This is a genomic window from Citrobacter sp. UYEF32, assembly GCF_040546205.1.
In the GTDB taxonomy this organism is placed as follows: Bacteria; Pseudomonadota; Gammaproteobacteria; order Enterobacterales; family Enterobacteriaceae; genus Phytobacter; species Phytobacter diazotrophicus.
Map to the genome: position 1 here is coordinate 189472 of NZ_JBEPNI010000006.1, position 19515 is coordinate 208986.

The 19515-nt window shown below is 57.0% G+C and carries 17 protein-coding genes; 5 read left to right on the forward strand and 12 right to left on the reverse strand.

Annotated features, from left to right (window positions below):
- The first annotated feature begins 23 nt into the window (after window positions 1-23).
- From selA to dbpA, 4 genes are all read left to right on the forward strand, one after another.
- The gene (gene selA, locus ABIB59_RS18410) at window positions 24-1412 is read left to right on the forward strand and encodes an L-seryl-tRNA(Sec) selenium transferase (RefSeq protein WP_071195062.1); all 1389 of its coding nucleotides are present in this window, start codon (window positions 24-26) and stop codon (window positions 1410-1412) included.
- A complete protein-coding gene (gene selB / locus ABIB59_RS18415) occupies window positions 1409-3250 on the forward strand; it encodes a selenocysteine-specific translation elongation factor (RefSeq protein ID WP_354036515.1) in 1842 nt (613 codons plus the stop codon). The genes selA and selB overlap by 4 nt, the downstream gene beginning before the upstream one ends.
- A gap of 333 nt (window positions 3251-3583) precedes the next feature.
- Complete coding sequence (locus tag ABIB59_RS18420; RefSeq protein ID WP_223878750.1) at window positions 3584-3715, forward strand: hypothetical protein; 132 nt, start codon at window positions 3584-3586, stop codon at window positions 3713-3715.
- An 80-nt stretch (window positions 3716-3795) separates the two neighbouring features.
- Window positions 3796-5169, forward strand: a complete 1374-nt coding sequence (gene dbpA / locus ABIB59_RS18425) for an ATP-dependent RNA helicase DbpA (protein ID WP_039080149.1) — start codon at window positions 3796-3798, stop codon at window positions 5167-5169.
- A 70-nt stretch (window positions 5170-5239) separates the two neighbouring features.
- Here the strand turns inward: dbpA and ABIB59_RS18430 are convergent, their stop codons facing one another.
- Together ABIB59_RS18430 and ABIB59_RS18435 are read right to left on the reverse strand one after the other, a co-directional pair.
- The gene (locus tag ABIB59_RS18430) at window positions 5240-7213 is read right to left on the reverse strand and encodes a glycoside hydrolase family 127 protein (protein WP_079496906.1); all 1974 of its coding nucleotides are present in this window, start codon (window positions 7211-7213) and stop codon (window positions 5240-5242) included.
- Entirely contained in the window at window positions 7200-8600 is a 1401-nt protein-coding gene (locus ABIB59_RS18435) for an MFS transporter (protein WP_354036517.1), read from the reverse strand. The genes ABIB59_RS18430 and ABIB59_RS18435 overlap by 14 nt, the downstream gene beginning before the upstream one ends.
- A 250-nt stretch (window positions 8601-8850) precedes the next feature.
- Between ABIB59_RS18435 and ABIB59_RS18440 the strand changes: the two genes are divergently transcribed.
- On the forward strand, window positions 8851-9669 hold the full coding sequence (locus tag ABIB59_RS18440) for an AraC family transcriptional regulator (RefSeq protein WP_039080152.1): 819 nt from the start codon (window positions 8851-8853) through the stop codon (window positions 9667-9669).
- Between the two features lie 175 nt (window positions 9670-9844).
- Here the strand turns inward: ABIB59_RS18440 and araD are convergent, their stop codons facing one another.
- From araD to ABIB59_RS18490, 10 genes are all read right to left on the reverse strand, one after another.
- Entirely contained in the window at window positions 9845-10540 is a 696-nt protein-coding gene (araD, locus tag ABIB59_RS18445) for an L-ribulose-5-phosphate 4-epimerase (protein WP_039080153.1), read from the reverse strand.
- Window positions 10534-11394: an L-ribulose-5-phosphate 3-epimerase gene (locus ABIB59_RS18450; protein WP_039080154.1), complete on the reverse strand. Its 861-nt coding sequence runs from the start codon at window positions 11392-11394 to the stop codon at window positions 10534-10536. Before ABIB59_RS18450 ends, araD begins: the two co-directional genes overlap by 7 nt.
- 2 nt (window positions 11395-11396) lie before the next feature.
- A complete protein-coding gene (ulaD, locus tag ABIB59_RS18455) occupies window positions 11397-12050 on the reverse strand; it encodes a 3-keto-L-gulonate-6-phosphate decarboxylase UlaD (protein ID WP_039080155.1) in 654 nt (217 codons plus the stop codon).
- Window positions 12047-13552, reverse strand: a complete 1506-nt coding sequence (locus ABIB59_RS18460) for an FGGY-family carbohydrate kinase (RefSeq protein WP_071195155.1) — start codon at window positions 13550-13552, stop codon at window positions 12047-12049. The genes ulaD and ABIB59_RS18460 overlap by 4 nt, the downstream gene beginning before the upstream one ends.
- 55 nt (window positions 13553-13607) lie before the next feature.
- The gene (locus ABIB59_RS18465; protein WP_039080157.1) at window positions 13608-14927 is read right to left on the reverse strand and encodes an MFS transporter; all 1320 of its coding nucleotides are present in this window, start codon (window positions 14925-14927) and stop codon (window positions 13608-13610) included.
- A 53-nt stretch (window positions 14928-14980) separates the two neighbouring features.
- Complete coding sequence (locus ABIB59_RS18470; RefSeq protein ID WP_079496908.1) at window positions 14981-15916, reverse strand: DUF4862 family protein; 936 nt, start codon at window positions 15914-15916, stop codon at window positions 14981-14983.
- 45 nt (window positions 15917-15961) lie between these two features.
- Entirely contained in the window at window positions 15962-16429 is a 468-nt protein-coding gene (locus ABIB59_RS18475) for a NanQ anomerase/TabA/YiaL family protein (RefSeq protein ID WP_039080159.1), read from the reverse strand.
- An 11-nt stretch (window positions 16430-16440) separates the two neighbouring features.
- Complete coding sequence (gene yiaK / locus ABIB59_RS18480; RefSeq protein ID WP_039080160.1) at window positions 16441-17439, reverse strand: 3-dehydro-L-gulonate 2-dehydrogenase; 999 nt, start codon at window positions 17437-17439, stop codon at window positions 16441-16443.
- A 111-nt stretch (window positions 17440-17550) separates the two neighbouring features.
- Entirely contained in the window at window positions 17551-18414 is an 864-nt protein-coding gene (locus ABIB59_RS18485; protein ID WP_039080161.1) for an SMP-30/gluconolactonase/LRE family protein, read from the reverse strand.
- A 1-nt stretch (window position 18415) separates the two neighbouring features.
- Window positions 18416-19483: an ABC transporter substrate-binding protein gene (locus ABIB59_RS18490; protein ID WP_223878814.1), complete on the reverse strand. Its 1068-nt coding sequence runs from the start codon at window positions 19481-19483 to the stop codon at window positions 18416-18418.
- Between the last annotated feature and the right edge of the window lie 32 nt (window positions 19484-19515).

Genomic DNA, 19515 nt, shown 5'->3' on the forward strand with positions numbered 1-19515 from the left:
GCAACCCTCAGCCAGGCCATTTCATGACAACGGAAAATCACTCGCTTTACAGCCAGATCCCCTCAACCGATCGCCTGTTACGTGATGAGGCGTTCACTCTGTTACTGACCGAATTTGGGCACAACCGTGTGGCGCAGACGCTGCGTCAGTTGCAGGACGAAGCCCGTGATGACATCCGCCAGCGCCAGGCACTGCCCGTCTGGTGTAATGACTGGGCACAGGCAACGTACCAGCGCTTGTGGGATGAAAATGCCAGCGCGCTGCGCCCGGTTATCAACCTGACGGGCACCGTGTTACACACCAATCTTGGGCGCGCGTTGCAGGCGCAAGCGGCGATCGACGCCGTCGCGCAGGTGATGCGTTCACCCGTGACGCTGGAGTATTCGCTGGATGACGCCGGGCGCGGCCACCGCGACCAGGCGCTCGCCGATATCCTCTGCCGCCTGACGGGCGCGGAGGATGCCTGCATCGTCAATAACAATGCAGCGGCGGTTCTTCTGATGCTGGCGGCAACGGCCAGTGGTAAAGAAGTGGTGGTCTCCCGTGGCGAGCTGGTGGAGATCGGCGGCGCGTTTCGCATTCCGGATGTCATGCGCCAGGCGGGCTGCTTTCTGCATGAAGTCGGCACCACCAATCGCACCCATGCGAAAGATTATCGTGAGGCGGTCAACGACAATACCGCGCTGCTGATGAAGGTTCATACCAGCAACTATCACATTGAAGGCTTTACCAAAACGGTAGACGAAGCGGAGCTGGTGACGCTCGGTGATGAGTTAAATGTGCCGGTGATTGCGGATTTAGGCAGCGGCTCGCTGGTGGATTTAAGTCTCTATGGTTTGCCAAAAGAGCCGATGCCGCAGGAACTGATTGCCGCAGGCGTGAGTCTGGTGAGTTTTTCCGGCGATAAACTGCTTGGCGGCCCGCAGGCGGGCATCATTGTGGGAAAAAAAGCGCTGATCGCGCAGTTGCAGCGCCACCCGCTCAAGCGTGCGCTGCGGGCAGATAAAATGACGCTGGCAGCACTGGAAGCGACGCTGCGTCTGTATCTGCACCCGGAAAAGCTGCGGGACAATTTACCCACCCTGCGTTTGCTGACGCGAAAACCAGACGAGATTCGCCAGCAAGCGTTGCGCCTTGCCGGGGTACTTGCCGACCATTACGATGCGTTCGACCTGCGTGTGGAAGCTTGTTTATCGCAAATCGGCAGCGGTTCCCTGCCGGTGGACAGGCTGCCCAGCGCCGCGCTGACTTTTACCCCGCGTGACGGCAGCGGGCGTCGCCTGGAAGCGCTTGCGGCATCCTGGCGTAACCTGCCAGAGCCGGTGCTGGGGCGGATCTCTGATGGCCGCTTATGGCTGGATTTACGCTGTCTTGAGAATGAACCCCGATTTCTGGAGATGTTGTTGAAATGATTATTGCCACCGCCGGGCACGTCGACCACGGCAAAACGACATTACTACAGGCCATTACCGGCGTGAATGCTGACCGTTTGCCGGAAGAGAAAGCGCGCGGTATGACCATCGATCTTGGCTATGCCTACTGGCCGCAGCCGGATGGCAGTGTGCCAGGCTTTATTGATGTGCCGGGCCACGAGAAGTTTCTGTCCAATATGCTCGCAGGTGTGGGCGGTATCGACCATGCGCTGCTGGTGGTGGCCTGCGACGATGGCGTGATGGCGCAAACCCGCGAGCATCTGGCTATTTTGCAACTCACCGGTAACCCGGCGCTGACTGTTGCGCTGACCAAAGCCGATCGCGTGGATGAGGCGCGTATTGATGCCGTCCGCCACGAGGTACTGGCGACGTTAAACGACTTTGGCTGGAAAGAGGCGGCGCTGTTTGTGACGGCGGCAACCGAAGCGCGTGGCATTGACGAACTGCGCGCGCACCTGCTGCAACTGCCTGCGCGTGCGCATCCGCAGTATCAACGTTTTCGCCTGGCACTCGACCGGGCGTTTACGGTGAAAGGGGCGGGGCTGGTGGTGACCGGAACCGCGCTGTCGGGTGAAGTGCGCGTGGGCGATACGCTGTGGCTCACCGGGGTGAATAAGCCGATGCGCGTGCGCGGATTGCATGCCCAAAATCAGCCGACCGAGCGGGCGTATGCCGGGCAACGCATCGCCCTGAATATCGCCGGTGATGCGGAAAAAGAGGCCCTGACCCGTGGGGACTGGCTGCTTTCCGTCACGCCGCCCGAACCTTCGGAGCGTGTCATTGTGGCGCTGCAAACCCATACGCCGTTGACCCAGTGGCAACCGCTGCATATTCACCACGCTGCGAGTCATATCACCGGGCGCGTATCATTGCTGGATAACAACCTGGCGGAGCTGGTGCTCGATACGCCGTTATGGCTGGCAGATAACGACAGACTGGTGCTGCGGGACATTTCCGCGCGTGAAACGCTGGCAGGCGCGCGCGTGGTGGCGTTGCACCCACCGCGTCGCGGCAAGCGCAAACCAGAGTATCAGCAGTGGCTTGGCGCACTGGCGGCAACAGAAAGCGATGCGCAGGCGCTGGCCGTGCATCTGCAACGCGGGGCGGTGAACCTTCCGGCCTTTGCCTGGGCGCGGCAGTTGAACGATGCCGGGCTTGAGGCGTTGGTGAACGAACCTGGGTTTATTCGTGCGGGAGACAACCTGCTCAGTGCGCCCGTGGCCGCAGGCTGGCAGCGTAAATTGCTGGCGACGCTTGCCCAATATCACGATCAGCATGCGGATGAACCCGGTCCTGGACGCGAGCGTTTACGGCGTATGGCCCTGCCGATGGAAGATGAAGCGCTGGTGCTGACGCTGATTGAGCAGATGCGCGACAGCGGCGAGATCCACAGCCACCACGGCTGGCTGCATCTGCCGGATCATAAAGCGGGCTTTACCGACGAGCAGGCCGCCATCTGGCAGCGTGCCGAGCCGTTGTTCGGCGACGAACCCTGGTGGGTACGTGATTTAGCGCGTGAGACGGGCGCGGATGAGCAGGCGATGCGCAGCGTATTGCGCCAGGCGGCACAACAAGGGCTGATAACGGCGATCGTCAAAGATCGTTATTACCGCAACGATCGGATTGTCGCTTTCGCCAGTATGATCCGCGACCGCGATCCGATTCACGGTTCGACCAGCGCAGCGGATTTCCGCGACACCCTTAACGTCGGGCGTAAGCTGGCGATTCAGATCCTGGAATACTTCGACCGCATCGGTTTTACCCGCCGTCGCGGCAATGACCACGTGCTGCGCGATAAAGCGCTGTTTACGAAATAGCCTGAACCCCCGGTGGCGCTGCGCTTATCGGGGCTACGGGGATTGTAAAGGGGAACGCGGTGTTCCCCTTTACCCGTTCACGTGTTCAGGAGGTCCATTTCGCCATAAACATAAAGGGAACGGAACCCTCCACCTGAGCCGCATATTCCCCTCACCCCAACCCTCTCCCCGGGGGAGAGGGAGAAAACCGGGTGTAGCCCGGATAAGGCGTTTGCGCCGCCATCCGGGGTTACGACCGGGTGGGGAACAGACTGAATGACAGGGAATATTCGCCATTCCTCCGGTCCCCGATCCCGATTGTCTATACTCGATAAAACAACACGGGAGGAAAATATGGCCACACATCACCAGTCCGATGACCAACACACCAAAGATGTTAAAGACGCGCCAAACAAACAGGGGGAAATCCCTCGTAAGCGCGATGACAGCAAGGACGACCAGAAAGACCCTTTTAAAGCGAGCTAAAGGCAAACATATGTAGCCGCAATGACCGGACACACAGAGTCTGCTAGCATAGCGGCCTGCAACTACTCAGAGATAACACCGTGACCGCCTTTTCAACCTTAAATGCTTTGCCCGCTGAACTCCTCGCCAACCTTGATGAGCTGGGTTATCACTCCATGACCCCGGTCCAGGCGGCGGCATTGCCGGCGATCCTTGAAGGGAAAGACGTGCGCGTACAGGCGCAGACCGGCAGCGGCAAAACCGCCGCTTTTGGCTTAGGATTGCTGCAGCACATCGATGCCAGCCAGTTTGTGACCCAATCTCTGGTGCTATGCCCAACGCGTGAGCTGGCCGACCAGGTCGCCAAAGAGCTTCGTCGTCTGGCGCGTTATCTGCCCAACATTAAAATTCTGACCTTGTGCGGCGGTGTGCCCTTTGGTGCACAGCGCGATTCGCTCCAGCATGCGCCGCATATCATCGTCGCCACGCCGGGTCGTCTGCTGGATCATCTGGAAAAAGCCACCGTCACCCTGGACGCCCTGAAAACGCTGGTCCTGGATGAAGCCGATCGCATGCTCGATATGGGCTTTAGCGACGCCATTGACGCCATCCTGCGTCATGCGCCGGAACGTCGTCAGACGCTGCTCTTTTCCGCCACCTGGCCTGCGGCCATTGCGGCCATCAGCACCCGTTTCCAGCGCGATCCGCAAACCATTGAAATCGACTCGGTCGAAGCCTTACCGGCGGTGGAACAGCATTTCTATGAAGTCTCGCGCCGGGAAAAAATTCCGCTGCTGCTGAGTCTGTTAAGCAAGCATCAGCCAGCTTCCTGTGTGGTGTTCTGCAACACCAAAAAAGATTGCCAGGAAGTGTGCGATGCGCTGAATGAGCGTAATCAGAGCGCGCTGGCGCTGCATGGTGATATGGAACAGCGTGACCGCGACCAGACGCTGGTGCGCTTTGCCAACGGCAGTAGCCGTGTTCTGGTGGCTACCGACGTCGCCGCGCGCGGGCTGGATATCAAAGCGCTGGAAATGGTCATCAACTACGAGCTGTCCTGGGACCCGGAAGTGCACGTACACCGCATTGGCCGTACCGCGCGTGCCGGGCAGAGCGGTATGGCGCTTAGCCTGTGCGCACCGGAAGAAGCGCAGCGTGCGGCTATTCTCGGTGAAATGCTGGCTATTTCGCTCGACTGGCAATCCCCGGTTATCAGCAACAACATCAAGCCGCTGGAAGCGGAGATGGCGACCCTGTGCATCGATGGCGGTAAGAAAGCCAAAATGCGCCCCGGTGATATTCTGGGCGCACTGACCGGTGATATTGGCCTGGATGGCGCGGATATCGGCAAGATTGATATGCACCCGATGCATGCCTATGTTGCCGTGCGTCAGTCCGTGGCAAAACAGGCCTGGAAGCAACTCCAGCAGGGCAAAATCAAAGGCAAAGCCTGCCGGGTGCGTCTGCTCAAGTAAGACGGTGAACGGTAACCCGGATAAGGCGTTACGCCGACATCCGGGACATTCCGGCGATTACGGCATCCGGTTACCTTTCCTCGTTAACCCAAATCCGCATCTCCCCTTCGCCGCGATTTGCCCAGGAAAACCACGGAATAAAGGTCAGCGTCTGCGCCTGACGTTCGCCTGGCGTTTTGTCATAACGCCACAGAGCCTGCTGCCCCGCGTCAGCCGCTGTTTGCTTATAGCCCTGCGCCTGAATCAGCATTTTATGGGCGAAAATCCCCTTACCCTCAAAAACGCTGAATGTCGCCTGTGGTGAGAGCCACAGATTATGCAGCTCTTCCCCGTTGTCCGCCTGCTCCAGGCAGTAAACCAGCGGCCCGCGCTGAATCGCCACTTTACCCGCCACATGACGCAGCAGCGGATTGCCATAAACCCGGCGTACCGGCATTGGCAGGGTGAGCGTCAGGGTATCGCCCTCCTGCCAGCGGCGCTGAATATGCAAATAGCCTTTACGGATATCGCTGGCCATCTCCGCGCCGTTCAGCGTGATGTGCGGATCGGCGCACCAGTCCGGCAGACGCAGCGCCAGCGTGTGGTCAACCGCCTGCGGTGACTCGATGGTAATAGTGACCTGCTCCTGCCACGGATAGTTGCCGCTGACCCGCAGCCGCAGCGCCTGGCCGCCCACCGGGATCTCCACGCTATTGCCAACGTAGAGGTTGATGTAAAGCGCATCTTCGCGCGGAGTGTAGAGATAATGGCCGAGCGAGGTGAGCACGCGGGCGATATTCGGCGGGCAGCAGGCACAGCCAAACCAGCGCTGACGAACCGGTTTCACATGGTCATAGATATGGTTGAATTTCAGTGACTTCGGGTGCACTTCCAGCGGGTTAACGTAGAAGAAGTGTTTCCCGTCCAGTGCCATGCCGCCGAGCACCGTATTGTAGAGCGCACGCTCCATCACATCGGCGTACTGGCTGTCGGCCTCCATCTCCAGCATTCTGCGGGCGAACATCATCAGCCCAATGGAGGCACAGCTTTCGGCATACACCGTGTCGTTGGGTAGATCGTAATCGCTGCTGAACGCCTCGCCGCTGCTCTGCGAGCCGATGCCGCCGGTGATGTAAAGCTGGCGCTGCGCCATATTGTTCCATAGCCGCAGGCAATCCTGACGCTTCCCTTCGTCCTGGCTTAAGCGCGCCAGGTGGGCCACGCCGGTCATCAGGTAGACGAAGCGTACCGCGTGGCCGATAGCCGTTTGCTGTTCGGCTAACGGCTGGTGTGCCTGACTGTAGGCTTTGTCTTTGACCATCCACGCCGGGCCGTAGGTATGCCAGTAAGAGGTCCGCCCGCGCTTTTCATATTCGACATCGTAGAAATGCGGCTGCGTGCCACGCTGCTCAACAAAGTAATTCACCAGCGCCAGATAGCGGGGCTGCTGAGTAACTTCGTACAAACGCATCAGCGCCAGTTCGATCTCCGGATGCCCCGGGTAGCCGTGCAACTGTTGTTCACCGGGGCCGAAGACCGAATCGATATGATCCGCCAGGCGGCAGACCACCTCCAGCAGACGGCGTTTCCCGGTGCCCTGAAAATAAGCCACCCCCGCCTCAATCATATGCCCGGCGCAATAGAGCTCATGGCATTCGGCCAGGTTGGTCCAACGGTCCTGCGGCGCTTTGACCGTGAAATAGGTGTTGAGGTAACCATCGTCACACTGGGCTGCGGCGACCAGCTCGATCACCTCATCGGCGGTCTTCTCCAGTTCCGCATCCGGCTTCTGGCACAGTGACCAGGCCACCGCTTCCAGCCACTTGGCGACGTCGCTGTCCTGAAAGACCATGCCGTAAAACTCCCCCTCTTGCAGTCCGGCGGCGATACGAAAGTTTTCAATCGCATGGCTGGGGTCGGCTTCGGCGATACGGTCATTCAGCGCATCCCACTGGTAGGGAATAACAACCTCGCGCACCAGTTGTTGATACTGGCCGAGAAACGCATCGCTGACTTTCAGTTTGTGCAGATCGACTTCCATTACAGACTCCTTAAGACTGAACATGACGCTGGCGCAGATCGGTGGCAATACGCGCCATCATGGGATTGTTGAGCTTGCAGGCGCGGATAGCGAACGCCAGCAGCAGGTGGAACAGGGCAGGCAGCAGCGTCTCCATTGCGGTGATGCCTTGTAACGAAGCGGGTGTCTGATTTCCTGCGCCGGGCTGATAGGCGACGAAAACGAACACCAGGCTGATGATGACGGCGCTGGACGCCCACGCGAGCTTGATGCAGAAGAGGTTGAAGGCGAAGTTCATACCGGACGAACGCACGCCGGTCTTCCACTCGCCGTAATCATCGGCGAAGGCCATCAGTGAGAAGTGCAGCGGCAGGGTAAAGCCGAGGATCACGCCATTACCCAGAATGACCGCCAGCCACAGGGTCTGCCAGGCCGGTCCGGTAGGCAGGAGCCACATCATCACCGATAGCGCGGCCAGCACGAGGTTGGTGTAGTAGTAGAATTTCACCGTGTCGAAGCGTTTTGACAGCGGGTTAACCAGCACCGAGCCAAGAATCGAGGCAAAGGTCACCATGGTGAAAAATAGCGAGGTATAACCGGTGCTGCCTTGCAGTACATAGGTGATGAAGTACATGTAGCCGCCGCCGCGAATGTTAAACACATTGATCAGCAGGAAAGACATCAGCAGCATCAGTAACAACTGGTCGTTTTTACGCAGCCCCGCCAGATGTTCACGCAGGGTGAATTTACCCATCGTCGACAGCGGCACCCGTTCGCGCACCCAGAAGAAACAGCACAGGAACATCACTACGGCGATGGCGCACAGCACGCCGACACCGAGCTGATAACCCTGCGCGGCATTCCCTTTACCCAAGGAGGAGACCAGCCACGGCAGGCCAACTGAGACCAGAAAACCCGCCACGCCACAGAGCACAAAACGGCAGGACTGGCAGGAGATCACTTCGCTATGACGCGTGGTCATCGTATTGATCAGCGCGCAGTAGGGCACGTTGATGGCGGTATAACCCACAGAAAGCAGAAGATAAGTGCCAAACGCCCAGGCAATTTTCACGTTCATGCTGGCATCGGGGACGGTGAAGGTCAGCACACCGATAATGCCGATAGGCAGGGCAATCCATAGCTGCCAGGGGCGAAAACGGCCCCAGCGACTTTGGGTGCGGTCAGCAATGATCCCCATTACCGGGTCGGATATGGCATCGAATACACGTAATGCCATAAACAGTGTGCCGACCAGCGCCGGGGTTAAGCCAAAAATATCGGTATAAAAAAAGGTCAGGAAATTCATGATTAAGCAGGTAATTACCGTTCCGCCTGCGTCACCCAACCCATAGCCTATTTTTTCACGTACGGATAATTTATCGTCCAGCGCTTTTTGCGCTGAATCGGTATTGGAAATTAATGTTGAAGTCATGGAAAACGCCTCACGGATATTCCAAAAGTAACCCGCTTATTTGCAGATTTTGTTGTGTAGTTTGCAAAGTACGTTATTTATTTTGCATTGAATTGACCACACAACAAGGGAAGGGAAAAGTACAAAAAGATGATGATTCCGACCTGATGCGCAAAGTGTGATTTTGATCCGGCGCGGGGCTTATATTTCGTTAATAATCAAAAACAAGATGCAGTGTAATGGCTCTTCTGTAGCGAGAATTGACATATTTATGCTTGAATTATCCATAATATTTCCGCTTCGTGTGCAAAATGGCGGCTTATTTATCTCGCGCGGTGTGGGAAGCCATCCGTCACGGACTTTGCATTCCTGGGAGGTGATTTTCGTCGAAAAGGGGACATTAACGATCCGCGAAGAAGAGAAACTCTTTACGGTTAATGCCGGCGAAACACTTTTACTCTGGCCGCAACGACGACATGTTGGTGTGGGGGAATTTCCGGCAGATCTTAAATTCTACTGGCTGCATTTTGAATTAACGGCTGCGGTGGAAAAAACAGGACAAAACAGTGTGCTTATGTTGCCGCAACATACAGCATTAAATGATCCGCAATATATGACGGCATTATTTCGCCAGTTTTTACATGAGCAGGAAAATGTCCATCGCAGCGTGGCAATGGAATGTATTTTACTGCTGATTCTGCAACAAATATCAGCCTCTGCGCTCAGCGAGCGTGCCGTGGATAATCCAGGAATGGCGCTTGCCTGGAAAGCCCGGCAAATGATTGGTACGCAATTTCATCTGCCGATTTCGGCCTCGACGCTGGCAAAAGAGCTGCACTGCAACGCCGACTACCTGGGGCGGGTGTACCGGCGCGCCTTTCGTCTGACGCTGACCGAAGCCATTCATCGCCAGCGAGTACGGGCGGCGGAAAAATTACTGATCAGCGACTCGTTATCGTTAAAAGAGGTGGCGGGGCAGTGTGGGTTTCATGATGTGGGCTATTTCCGGCAGATTTTTCGCAAACACACCGGGCTGACGCCCGCCGCATGGAAGCGGCGGTATTGTAAGGAGCATATTAATTCGGGGTGAATGTTTTGATGTGGTGCGGTCTGATGCCCTCACCCCGGCCCTCTCCCACAGGGAGAGGGAGAAACCGGAGCCCTCACCCCGGCCCAGCAAACCGGTGCTAAGGTGCAACCGGGCTCGATCGGTTCCCTCTCCTCTGGGGAGAGGGTTAGGGTGAGGGGCCCAGACCGCAGAAAACTTACTGCCCGTAGTAGGCGTTCGCGCCGTGCTTACGCAGATAGTGCTTATCCAACAATTCAGACTGCATATCCGGCAACTGCGGCGCCAGTTGACGGGAGAACAGGCCCATATAGGCGCACTCTTCCAGCACCACCGCGTTGTGCACCGCATCCGCCGCGTTTTTGCCCCAGGCGAACGGGCCGTGGGAGTGCACCAGCACGGCCGGAACCTGCATCGGGTTCAGGTCGCGCGCTTCAAAGGTCTTGATGATCACTTCGCCGGTTTCGTATTCGTACTCGCCGTTGATTTCCTCGGTGGTCATCAGGCGCGTGCAGGGAATGGTGCCGTAGAAGTAGTCCGCGTGCGTAGTGCCCCAGGCGGGCAGATCCAGACCCGCCTGCGACCAGATCGTCGCGTGGCGGGAGTGGGTATGCACAATGCCGCCAATCTCCGGGAAACGACGATACAGCGCCAGGTGCGTTGGCGTATCAGAAGAGGGCTTTTTACTGCCGTCGACCACGTTGCCAGTGGCGATATCCACCACCACCATATCCTCGGCTTTCATCACGTCGTACTCCACGCCGGACGGTTTAATTACCATCAGTTTGCGGGTTTCATCGACGGCGCTGACGTTTCCCCAGGTAAAGGTGACAAGCCCGTGTGCGGGTAGCGCCAGGTTTGCCGCCAGCACCTCGGCTTTCAGTTGCTCTAACATACGAATCCTCCTTCCTGCATACGGGCTTCAATCCAGCGACGGGCCTGGATGATCTCCAGCACTGGCTCTTTGGCTTTTTCGGTCCACATCTCAATCAGAAATGCGCCGCGATAATTCAGGTTCTGCAACGTGCTGAACACATTGACGAAATCCACACAGCCTTCGCCAAACGGCACATCACGGAACTGACCTGGGCTGGTTTCGGTGACGGGCTGCGTGTCTTTCAGGTGAATAGCTGCGATACGGTCGATACCGAGCGCCAGCTCTGCCGGTACGTCGTTACCCCAGGCGCTGAGGTTGCCCACGTCCGGGTAGACGGTGAACCACGGTGAAGCGAGCATCTCGTCCCATTTTTTCCATTTGGTAATAGAGTTCATAAACGCGGTATCCATGATCTCCACCGCCAGCATGACCTGTGCGCCTGCGGCCTGCTCCACGGCCCATGCCAGCCCTTCGGCGAAACGCTGCTGGGTGCCCGCGTCATGCTCTTCGTAATAGACGTCGTAGCCCGCAAGCTGAATGGTGCGGATACCTAAGTCGCGCGCCAGTTTGATGGCTTTGGTCATGATGTCGCGGGCACGTTCGCGCACGGTTTCATCGCGGCTGCCGAACGGGAAGCGACGATGGGCGGAAAGGCACATTGACGGAATCGACACATTGGTTTCCAGCATCGCTTCCACTAACGAGGCGCGCTGGGCGGTGGTCCATTCGAGTCGCGAGAGGCGCTCGTCGGTTTCGTCGACGGACATTTCCACGAAGTCGAATCCGCAGCTTTTAGCCAGAACCAGACGCTCCGGCCAGGATAAGTCTTTCGGTAACGCTTTTTCATAAATACCTAACGGATGGTTGCGCATGTTTACGCTCCCCAGATGTCGTGGATGCGGGCGTGGAATTCTTCGGCGACCTGTTGCGGATTCGCCGCACCAGACAGCGCGCGTCCGGCAATGAACGCCTTCACATTGATCTCTTTAAATAACGGCAAATCGGCAGGGGTGATGCCGCCGGTAATGGAGAGTTCGAGGCCAATATCGGACAGCGCTTTCATGCGTGCCAGGTCCGCTTCACCCCACTGCTGGCCGCTCGCCTGCGCGTCACGACCACGGTGGTAAATGGCCTGACGCACCCCGGTGTTGTACCAGTCGCGGGCATCGTCGAAGGTCCAGTTACCAAACAACTCAATCTGAATTTCTCCCCCGCGTGCGGCGGCAACGGCATGGCCTTTTTCGATGGTAGCCAGCGGTGCGGCACAGATAATAGTCATCCAGTTTGCACCTGCGTCCAACGCCTGCTGGGCCAGAGTTTCACCGGCATCGGCCACCTTCCAGTCGGCAACGATGATTTTCTCCGGGCACTGGGCGCGTAAGGCGCGCACGGCATTTAACCCTTCACTGAGGCAGAGGATGGTGCCCGCTTCCACGATATCGACGTGATCTTTTAGCAACGCAACGTCGCGCTGGGCGGCGACAAGGCTGGTGTGGTCGAGCGCCAGTTGCAGTAGTGGTCGGCTCATAAAGAGTGCTCCTTAATACGGGCATGAAAGCCCTGAAGTGCTTCAATTAAAATCTGGTAACGGTGATATTTGCGCTGGTAGGCCGCATGGGCGTTCATGTCCGGCGTCAGGGTGTGCATCTCGTAGTTGAGCGTCTGCTGGGCATCGCTAAAATTCTGATAGACGCCGGTGCCGACCAGTGCGGCGATGGCCGCGCCAAAGCAGCCGGTCTCTTCCACCTGCGGCAACTCAACGGGCAGGCCGCTGACATCAGCGAGCATCTGCATCCAGACTCTGGAATGGGCCGGGCCGCCGGTGACGCGCAGGGCGCGCACGTCGGTAAAGCGCTCGCGCATGCGGTTGAGGTGCGTCATATGGCTGAACACCACCCCTTCGTAGACCGCCTGCAACAAGTGCGCGCGGGTATGTAGCGCCTGCATGCCATAAAAGCCGCTGGTCATATCCAGCCCGGCATTACTGCCATACAGGAAAGGTAAGAAGAAGACATCGCTGGCGGCTTTCGGCAGGCTGTCGACGAGCTGATTGATCTCAGAAAAGCTGATATCGCCCCACTGCGCGGTCAGCCATTCCAGGTTGCCGGACGAGGTGGGGCTGGCTTCGTGCACGATGTATTGCCCGTCATTGACGTAGCGGCCATACACATAGGGATGCGCTTCGTTGTCGCGCAGGCCTTCGGCAATACCGCTGGTGACAGCCCAGGTGCCCATCACGGCATTGAGCGTGTATTCGTCTTTCAGACCGGCGCAGATCGCGGTGGAAACCACATCAAACAGACCGCCCACAACGGGTGTTCCCGCTGCGAGACCGGTAATGGCGGCTGCCTGAGCGGTGATTTCCCCGCTGATTTCTGCAGAACCCACAATCGGCGGCAACGCGGGGTCTATCTCGCTAATGCCCAGCCATTGTGTCAGGCAGGGGTCATACTGCCCGGTGGTCATATGGTAGAGGTTGGATTCAGAGATATTGCTCTCTTCACACCCCTTTACGCCAGTCAGACACCAGCGCAGGTAGTCGTGGCCCATCATCACGCAGCCAATCTGTGCGTAACGTTGCGGCTCGTTTTCTTTTACCCAGCGCAGCAGCGAGGCCGGGTGCCCGGTCCACAGGGTCTGGCGCGTTAACGGGTAAAGCTTTTGCGGAATGCCGTCCTGCTGCCAGCGCTTGACGATTTCCATGGCGCGGCGGTCGGAAGAGAGGATCGCGGTGCCCAGCGGCTTGTCATTCTTATCAAGTAAAAACAGTCCTTTACCCTGAGCGGAGATGCCCACGCCCTTAATGTTTTCACCGCCAATGCCGGTACGTCGCAACAGGCGGGAGATGGTCGCCGCGCAGTGCTGCCACAGTTCCGCCATGTCGCGCTCCGCCCAGCCCGGATACGGGCTAAGAGTGCGGACGGACTGGCGTTCAATAGCAAATTCTTTACCCTGGCTGTTGTACAGTCCTGCTTTCAGATAAGTACCGCCACAATCGATACCCAGCCAGAAGGTCTCTTTTTCACTCATCTTTTTGTCCTGTTTTTTCACCCTCTCCCTGTGGGAGAGGGATGGGGTGAGGGCATCAGACCGCACGTTTGGCCGTATTCGTCGCGCCCACGCTTGAGCTGTTGGCATCACACTTCGCCGGCAGCAGCAGCGCCATCAGCGCGGCAATCGCCAGAGACACCGCCAGGCAGTAGACGCCCGCATCTTTGCTGTACATGGTGATCAGCACACCCACGGCATACGGACCGCAGAAGCCACCCAGGTTACCCAGGGCGTTAATCACGCCGCGTGCGCCACCGGCCATTTCCGCGCTGAACAGACGAGCAGGAATGGTCCAGAACACCCCGGCAGCGGACTGCAGGAAGAAGCCACAGCCAACCAGTGCGGCATACGACAGCCAGATGCTCTCTTTCAGGGTGACGGAGAGGAACATGCAGGTGGCGAAGCCAATCAGCGGCAGGGAGACGAACAGCTTGCGTTTACCGGTACGGTCGGACAGAGAAGAGAACAGGAACATCCCGGCGATAGCGCCAACGTAAGGCAGAATGGCAAGCATTCCGACCTGGCCCATGCTGGTGTGGGTCAACTCTTTGAGGATGGTGGGCAGCCACAGGGTGTAGCCGTAAATCCCGGTTTGATAGAAGAAGTTCAGGGCAATTAACTGCCACATGGTACGGTCAGACAACACCGCGCCCAGCGAGGCATTGACCACGGTTTTACCCGCAATGGCACGCTGCTCAGCGGCCAGGGTTTCCACCAGATATTTCTTCTCGGCTTCGCTAATCCAACGGGCTTCCTGCGGACGGTCATACACGGTCAGCGCCCACAGCACCAGAACAACCAGTGACAGCAGACCTTCGATGATGAACAGCCAGCGCCAGTCGAGTGCGGTAATGATCCAGCCGGAGAGCGGGGCGGTGATGATCCCGGCAATCGGGACGAACATAATGACGATGGCATTTGCGCGACCACGTTCGGCATCCGGGAACCAGTTGCTGATCATGGTGAGTACCACAGGCAGCATGCCGCCTTCCGCCACACCGAGCAGGAAACGCAGTGCTAACAGTTGATATTGGTTGGTGACAATACCGGTAAGCACAGAGATGACCGCCCAGGCGACCAGTGACCAGCCGATGAATTTTTTACCGCTGCCGTGCACGGCGATTTTACCGCCCGGTACCTGCAAGAAGAGGTAACCGAGGAAGAAAATACCGCCAGCCAAACCTGCCATGGTGGCGGTAATGCCTAAATCCTTGTCCATCCCGCCAGGCATTGCGAATGCGATATTCACGCGGTCCATATAAGAAATAATACACGCGATAAGAATAGGGGGAATAATTCTTAACCAGCGTTGGCGCGGAATATCCGCAGATGTAGCGTAAGAGGAAGTGTTCATATTAATCTCTCGTTAAAAGTAACAGGCCTTGCGATTAAATTGACGCTTTATATTTATTGTCTGGCTTTGTTTAACGCGGTAATGCCATCGCGTAATATGGCTATGCGATGATTCGCATCAGCATTAGCATCAATTTCCAGTAACTTAATACCGGCAAACTGTAATTTTGCTGTGTCAGCCACATTAAATAATTCTTTAGCACTTTCTACCGTGAGCAGGCTTTCCGGGCAGAAAGGGGCGAAAGGCGTATGCAGGTCAGTCCATTCACCATACGGCCCTTCGGTGGCGGTGCCGGAGAACATCAGCGCCCCCAGTTTTCCTGCGGCTTTCACCGCCTGAGTATGTTCCAGCGGCAGGGTGGTATTACGCCCTTCAATTGCGGAACGCGCCCAGTTAATGCATACATCAATGTTGTAACCGGCGAGGGTATCCAGCACGTTTTCCAGCGGCAGGAAACCTTTGCGCGGTGCGGGTTTGTTCATGGCGTCGCAGTGTTCCAGTACGAGCGAGCATGACCAGTCCCAACTTGCGATTTCTTTGATGGAGCGGGCAAACGCATCGGTTGCCTGTGTCACATCAGCGTTACCGCCCAGCGGGGCAGCCTGCAGTTCCAGCGATATCACTTTATTGGCGAAGCGCTGGTTTACTCCATTGATTTTGTTAAGCAAATGACGATGGAACTCGACGCATGCCCGACGTTGTTCTTCATCGCTGGAGGCCAGACCGAAGGCCAGATTGCCGCCGCTGCGACGACGCATGGTCTCCGGGATCGCGGTGACCACAATCTGCCATTCGCCCGGCGTGTGCCGGAACAGCCATTCATCGCCATAAGCGTGCAGGTTTTCGTGGCACGGCTGCTCCAGACCGCGAATGTGCGGCGTATCCGCGAGTAAACGCCAGAATTCCTTCTCTTCCTGTTCGCTTTTTTGGTGAAACGAAGGCGCACAGGGGTATGCGCCGATAATATAACCGGCGTCATTCGTTTTCATGTTTCGCTCCTTTTATTTATCAGGTATCGATAAATAAATAACGGATTAATTCAATGCGGAAACCGCAACTTTAACGACTATTTTTCTGATCGCTGTTTCTCTGTGTTTATTACAGGCAGGACGATGGACATCCTGCGGGAAAAATATGGCGTAATTCCCTGGCACCATTTCAATCAACGATTCGTTTTCACTGTCGTGATAGAAAATAATATCGCGCTGCTCAAGTAATTCTTCGCTCACCACGTTATTACCGGTATCAATGGCGACACCGATTTGTTCTTCGCCGGAATATAAATACTGAATATCCAGATAACGGCGATGCACTTCCGGGCGCAGCTCATCGTGAGGGCGAGTGGTCAGGTCGAGGATCTGCGCGTAAATCGTGCGCCCCTCAATTTCCACCACGCCCGGCTCCAGCTTGCTGAAATCCGTGGTGCGCAGGAATTCCAGTGCCTTTTCAATCGCTGCCGGATACCGGCAGGCGTTGGGTTGAGAAATATGTCCATAAATCATGATGATAATCCTTACAGCGACTTGATTTTCGCCCACACGCTGTCGTCAACGGTGATACCGTTGCGGCGGTTTTCTTCCAGCAGACGCGTAAATTCATGGCCCGGCAGACGCACAGGGACATTTTCATCGGCACGTTCAGCGGTCGTGATGTAATCCATGATGCGTTGCAGCTTGGCATCACGGGTGGCACCGTCGATCAGTTTGTCCACTTCGATGGCGATAAAGACCTGCGAAATGTTGAACTCGTCGCTGTTGTCTTCGGTGACGGCGGCCACGGAAGAACCATCGGACAGCAGGGTGGCAATCATATCCAGTACGATAGAGAGGCCAGAACCTTTCCAGTAGCCCATCGGCAGAATGCGGCGGTTTTTCTCAATCGGCGCCGGGTCTTTGGTCAGCTTACCTTCGTCGTCAAAGCCACCCTCAACCGGCAACTGGCGGCCCGCCAGGCGGTTCACTTCCAGCATGCCGTAGGAGAACATCGACATGGACATATCTACCATGGTGATCGGCGTGGACGGAATGGCAACGATCAGCGGGTTAGTCCCGATACGGCACTCTTTCGCACCCCACGGCGGCATAACGGCGATGGAGTTGGTCCAGCAAATACCGATGTAGCCTTTCTCCGCTGCCTGCCAGCCGTAGCTGCCGCCGCGCATCCAGTGGTTAGCGTTACGTACCGCCACCAGGCCGATACCGTGGTCGGAAGCCAGTTCAATCGCGCGGTCCATCATCTTTTTCGCGGTCAGGTTGCCGATAGAACGCTGGGCATCCCACTGTTCAATCGCCCCCAGCGACGTGATGCGTTTTGGCAGCGCATCCGGAATGATGTCGCCATTTTCCAGTTGCTGGATAAAGCGCGGGAAACGGTTTACGCCGTGTGAATAGACCCCTGACTCGGTGGTGCGGGCAAACATCTCCGCACAGGCATCGGCGGTTTCTGCCGCCACACCGCGTGCCAGCAGGACACGGTTAAACTCATTTTTAAGATCAGAAAAACTCAATAACATACGCTTTCTCCATCACATCTTTGTTTTACATAGTGGAATTGCATTCCACTAAACTATGTTGGGTTGTGAAAACGCGCCGGCAGGGCCGGTGCGCTTCGGTATTAATCCTGTTTATCCCTGAATACGGGAGGGGGCGATGGTCACCCGGTAAAGCGATGTGGTCGCGGTAATAAACAGCGTATTTCCGTCAGGCCCACCAAACGTGCAATTAGAGACGCGCTCAGGGACGGGAATCGTTTCCAGCAGCGTCCCCTGCGGCGAGAAAATCAAAACGCCGGTCTCGCAACTACAGAAAATATTCCCCGCCGGGTCAACGCAAAAGCCATCCGGAATACCCGGAGCAACCTGGGTGACCACGTGAGAAAATACCGCACTATCGCCGTCGAGACGGTAGGCGCGAATTTCCCGGCGGCCCTGCGTCGGAAAATCAATAATCGACATATCCGCCACGTAGAGCCATTTATCATCCGGCGAAAAGGCCAGCCCGTTAGGGCGCTGAGTATCGCTGATGGCGATCGTCGCCCGCTTGTTCGCTTCATCAAAACGATAGACGTAGCAGCCGATGACCTGACTTGCCGCGCGATAACCCTCTTCGTCGCCGACGATGCCGTAGGGTGGGTCGGTAAACCAAATCGACCCGTCCTGGCGCACTGCGATATCGTTGGGCGAGTTGAAACGCAGCCCGTCGATTTTGTCCACCAGCAGGGTGTGATTCCCCTGCTTATCTGTCCGGCTGATACCGCGACGGCCATGTTCGCAGGTTAACAAACGCCCTTCGTTATCCAGCGCGTTGCCGTTGGCAAAGTGGGACTCAGCGCGAAACACGCTGACGCCGTTTTGCGCACTCCAGCGGTACATCTTGTTGCCCTTTACATCGCTGAAAATCACGCTCTGCTGTTCTGCCAGCCACACCGGGCCTTCCGCCCAGATTGCCGGAGAACACAGGCGTTCAAAACTGCCCGCGACGGCTAACATCTCACTTCACTCCCCAGATGGCTTTGTAGTGATCGCGATACTGGTTACCCGGGTCGAACTCATTGTTCTGGCCGCCGTCGGCGCTGATGTTTTCTTTGGTGACCAGGTGCGCCGGGGTAACATAGCCAGAAGGTTGTTTACCGGCGAAGGCGCGGTTGAACTCATCCAGTAACTGCCAGCCGTGCAGTTTCAGCGGCTCTGGCACGGTCGCGACTTGCGCTTTGCCATCGCGTACGCGCTGGTAGGCAGTAACGGAACCGTCGCCAGCCGAAATGTTGTACGGCGGCTTGCCATCCGTGCCTTTACCCGCGGTTTGCAGGGCCGGGGCCATAAAGTCGAAGTACAGGTCGTTGATGGCCAAAGAGTATTCGAACTTATCACCATATTTTTGCATCAGGCTGTAGGTCATGCCCGGCATGCGGTTAGAGGTGTCGGCAAGCGGGGTATCGATAAATTCAACCACCTGGCAGCCGCTGCATTGCTCAATCACTTTCTTCATCGCGTTGGCTTTATCCAGAGCGATTTGGTAGAGCGAGTCGGTGAAAATCAGCACCTTTGCCGTGCCGTTGGATTTCGCGACGGCGTAGAGTGCCGCCATGCGTGACACTTCGTTAGAGTCGGAGGTCACGTTGTAGAAAATGTTGTAAGCCGGAACCGGACCCGGCGCCGGAACAGCGTGCCATGCGGTCAGTACAATGCCCTCTTTCACCGCTTTTTTGAGCGGGATTTTGGCGACGTTCGGGTTCCAGCCACCAATCACGATACCGTCCGGTTTGCGGGCAATCGCCTGGTTCAGCGCCGCCAGTTGGTCTTTTACCGAACCCGCACCGTCCAGCACGTCGAGTTGCCAGCCCGCGATTTTTGCCGCTTCTTCAAGCCCCTCTTTAACGCCCAGCACGCCGCCGTTTTTCATGTCAGACGCGATGAAGATAATCTTTTTGTTCGGCTGTAACGCCGGGCCCTGCGTTGGGCCATCCCACACGGTGACGGGCGCGGTCGCTTTGGCAATCGCCGCCTGCGCCTGCTGAACATAGCTGTCATCGGCCAGGGCGAAACCGCTTGCCATCATCAACCCGGCAGCCAGACAGCATTGAACTATTT

Coding starts and splice junctions, on each gene's coding strand:
- selA (WP_071195062.1), top strand. CDS start 24: ATGACAACGGAAAATCACTCGCTTTACAGCCAGATCCCCTCAACCGAT.
- ABIB59_RS18470 (WP_079496908.1), bottom strand. CDS start 15,916: ATGAAAACGAATGACGCCGGTTATATTATCGGCGCATACCCCTGTGCG.
- ABIB59_RS18475 (WP_039080159.1), bottom strand. CDS start 16,429: ATGATTTATGGACATATTTCTCAACCCAACGCCTGCCGGTATCCGGCA.
- ABIB59_RS18430 (WP_079496906.1), bottom strand. CDS start 7,213: ATGTTCAGTCTTAAGGAGTCTGTAATGGAAGTCGATCTGCACAAACTG.
- ABIB59_RS18465 (WP_039080157.1), bottom strand. CDS start 14,927: ATGAACACTTCCTCTTACGCTACATCTGCGGATATTCCGCGCCAACGC.
- ABIB59_RS18435 (WP_354036517.1), bottom strand. CDS start 8,600: ATGACTTCAACATTAATTTCCAATACCGATTCAGCGCAAAAAGCGCTG.
- ulaD (WP_039080155.1), bottom strand. CDS start 12,050: ATGAGCCGACCACTACTGCAACTGGCGCTCGACCACACCAGCCTTGTC.
- yiaK (WP_039080160.1), bottom strand. CDS start 17,439: ATGTTATTGAGTTTTTCTGATCTTAAAAATGAGTTTAACCGTGTCCTG.
- selB (WP_354036515.1), top strand. CDS start 1,409: ATGATTATTGCCACCGCCGGGCACGTCGACCACGGCAAAACGACATTA.
- araD (WP_039080153.1), bottom strand. CDS start 10,540: ATGTTAGAGCAACTGAAAGCCGAGGTGCTGGCGGCAAACCTGGCGCTA.
- ABIB59_RS18490 (WP_223878814.1), bottom strand. CDS start 19,483: ATGATGGCAAGCGGTTTCGCCCTGGCCGATGACAGCTATGTTCAGCAG.
- ABIB59_RS18440 (WP_039080152.1), top strand. CDS start 8,851: ATGCTTGAATTATCCATAATATTTCCGCTTCGTGTGCAAAATGGCGGC.
- ABIB59_RS18485 (WP_039080161.1), bottom strand. CDS start 18,414: ATGTTAGCCGTCGCGGGCAGTTTTGAACGCCTGTGTTCTCCGGCAATC.
- ABIB59_RS18420 (WP_223878750.1), top strand. CDS start 3,584: ATGGCCACACATCACCAGTCCGATGACCAACACACCAAAGATGTTAAA.
- ABIB59_RS18450 (WP_039080154.1), bottom strand. CDS start 11,394: ATGCGCAACCATCCGTTAGGTATTTATGAAAAAGCGTTACCGAAAGAC.
- ABIB59_RS18460 (WP_071195155.1), bottom strand. CDS start 13,552: ATGAGTGAAAAAGAGACCTTCTGGCTGGGTATCGATTGTGGCGGTACT.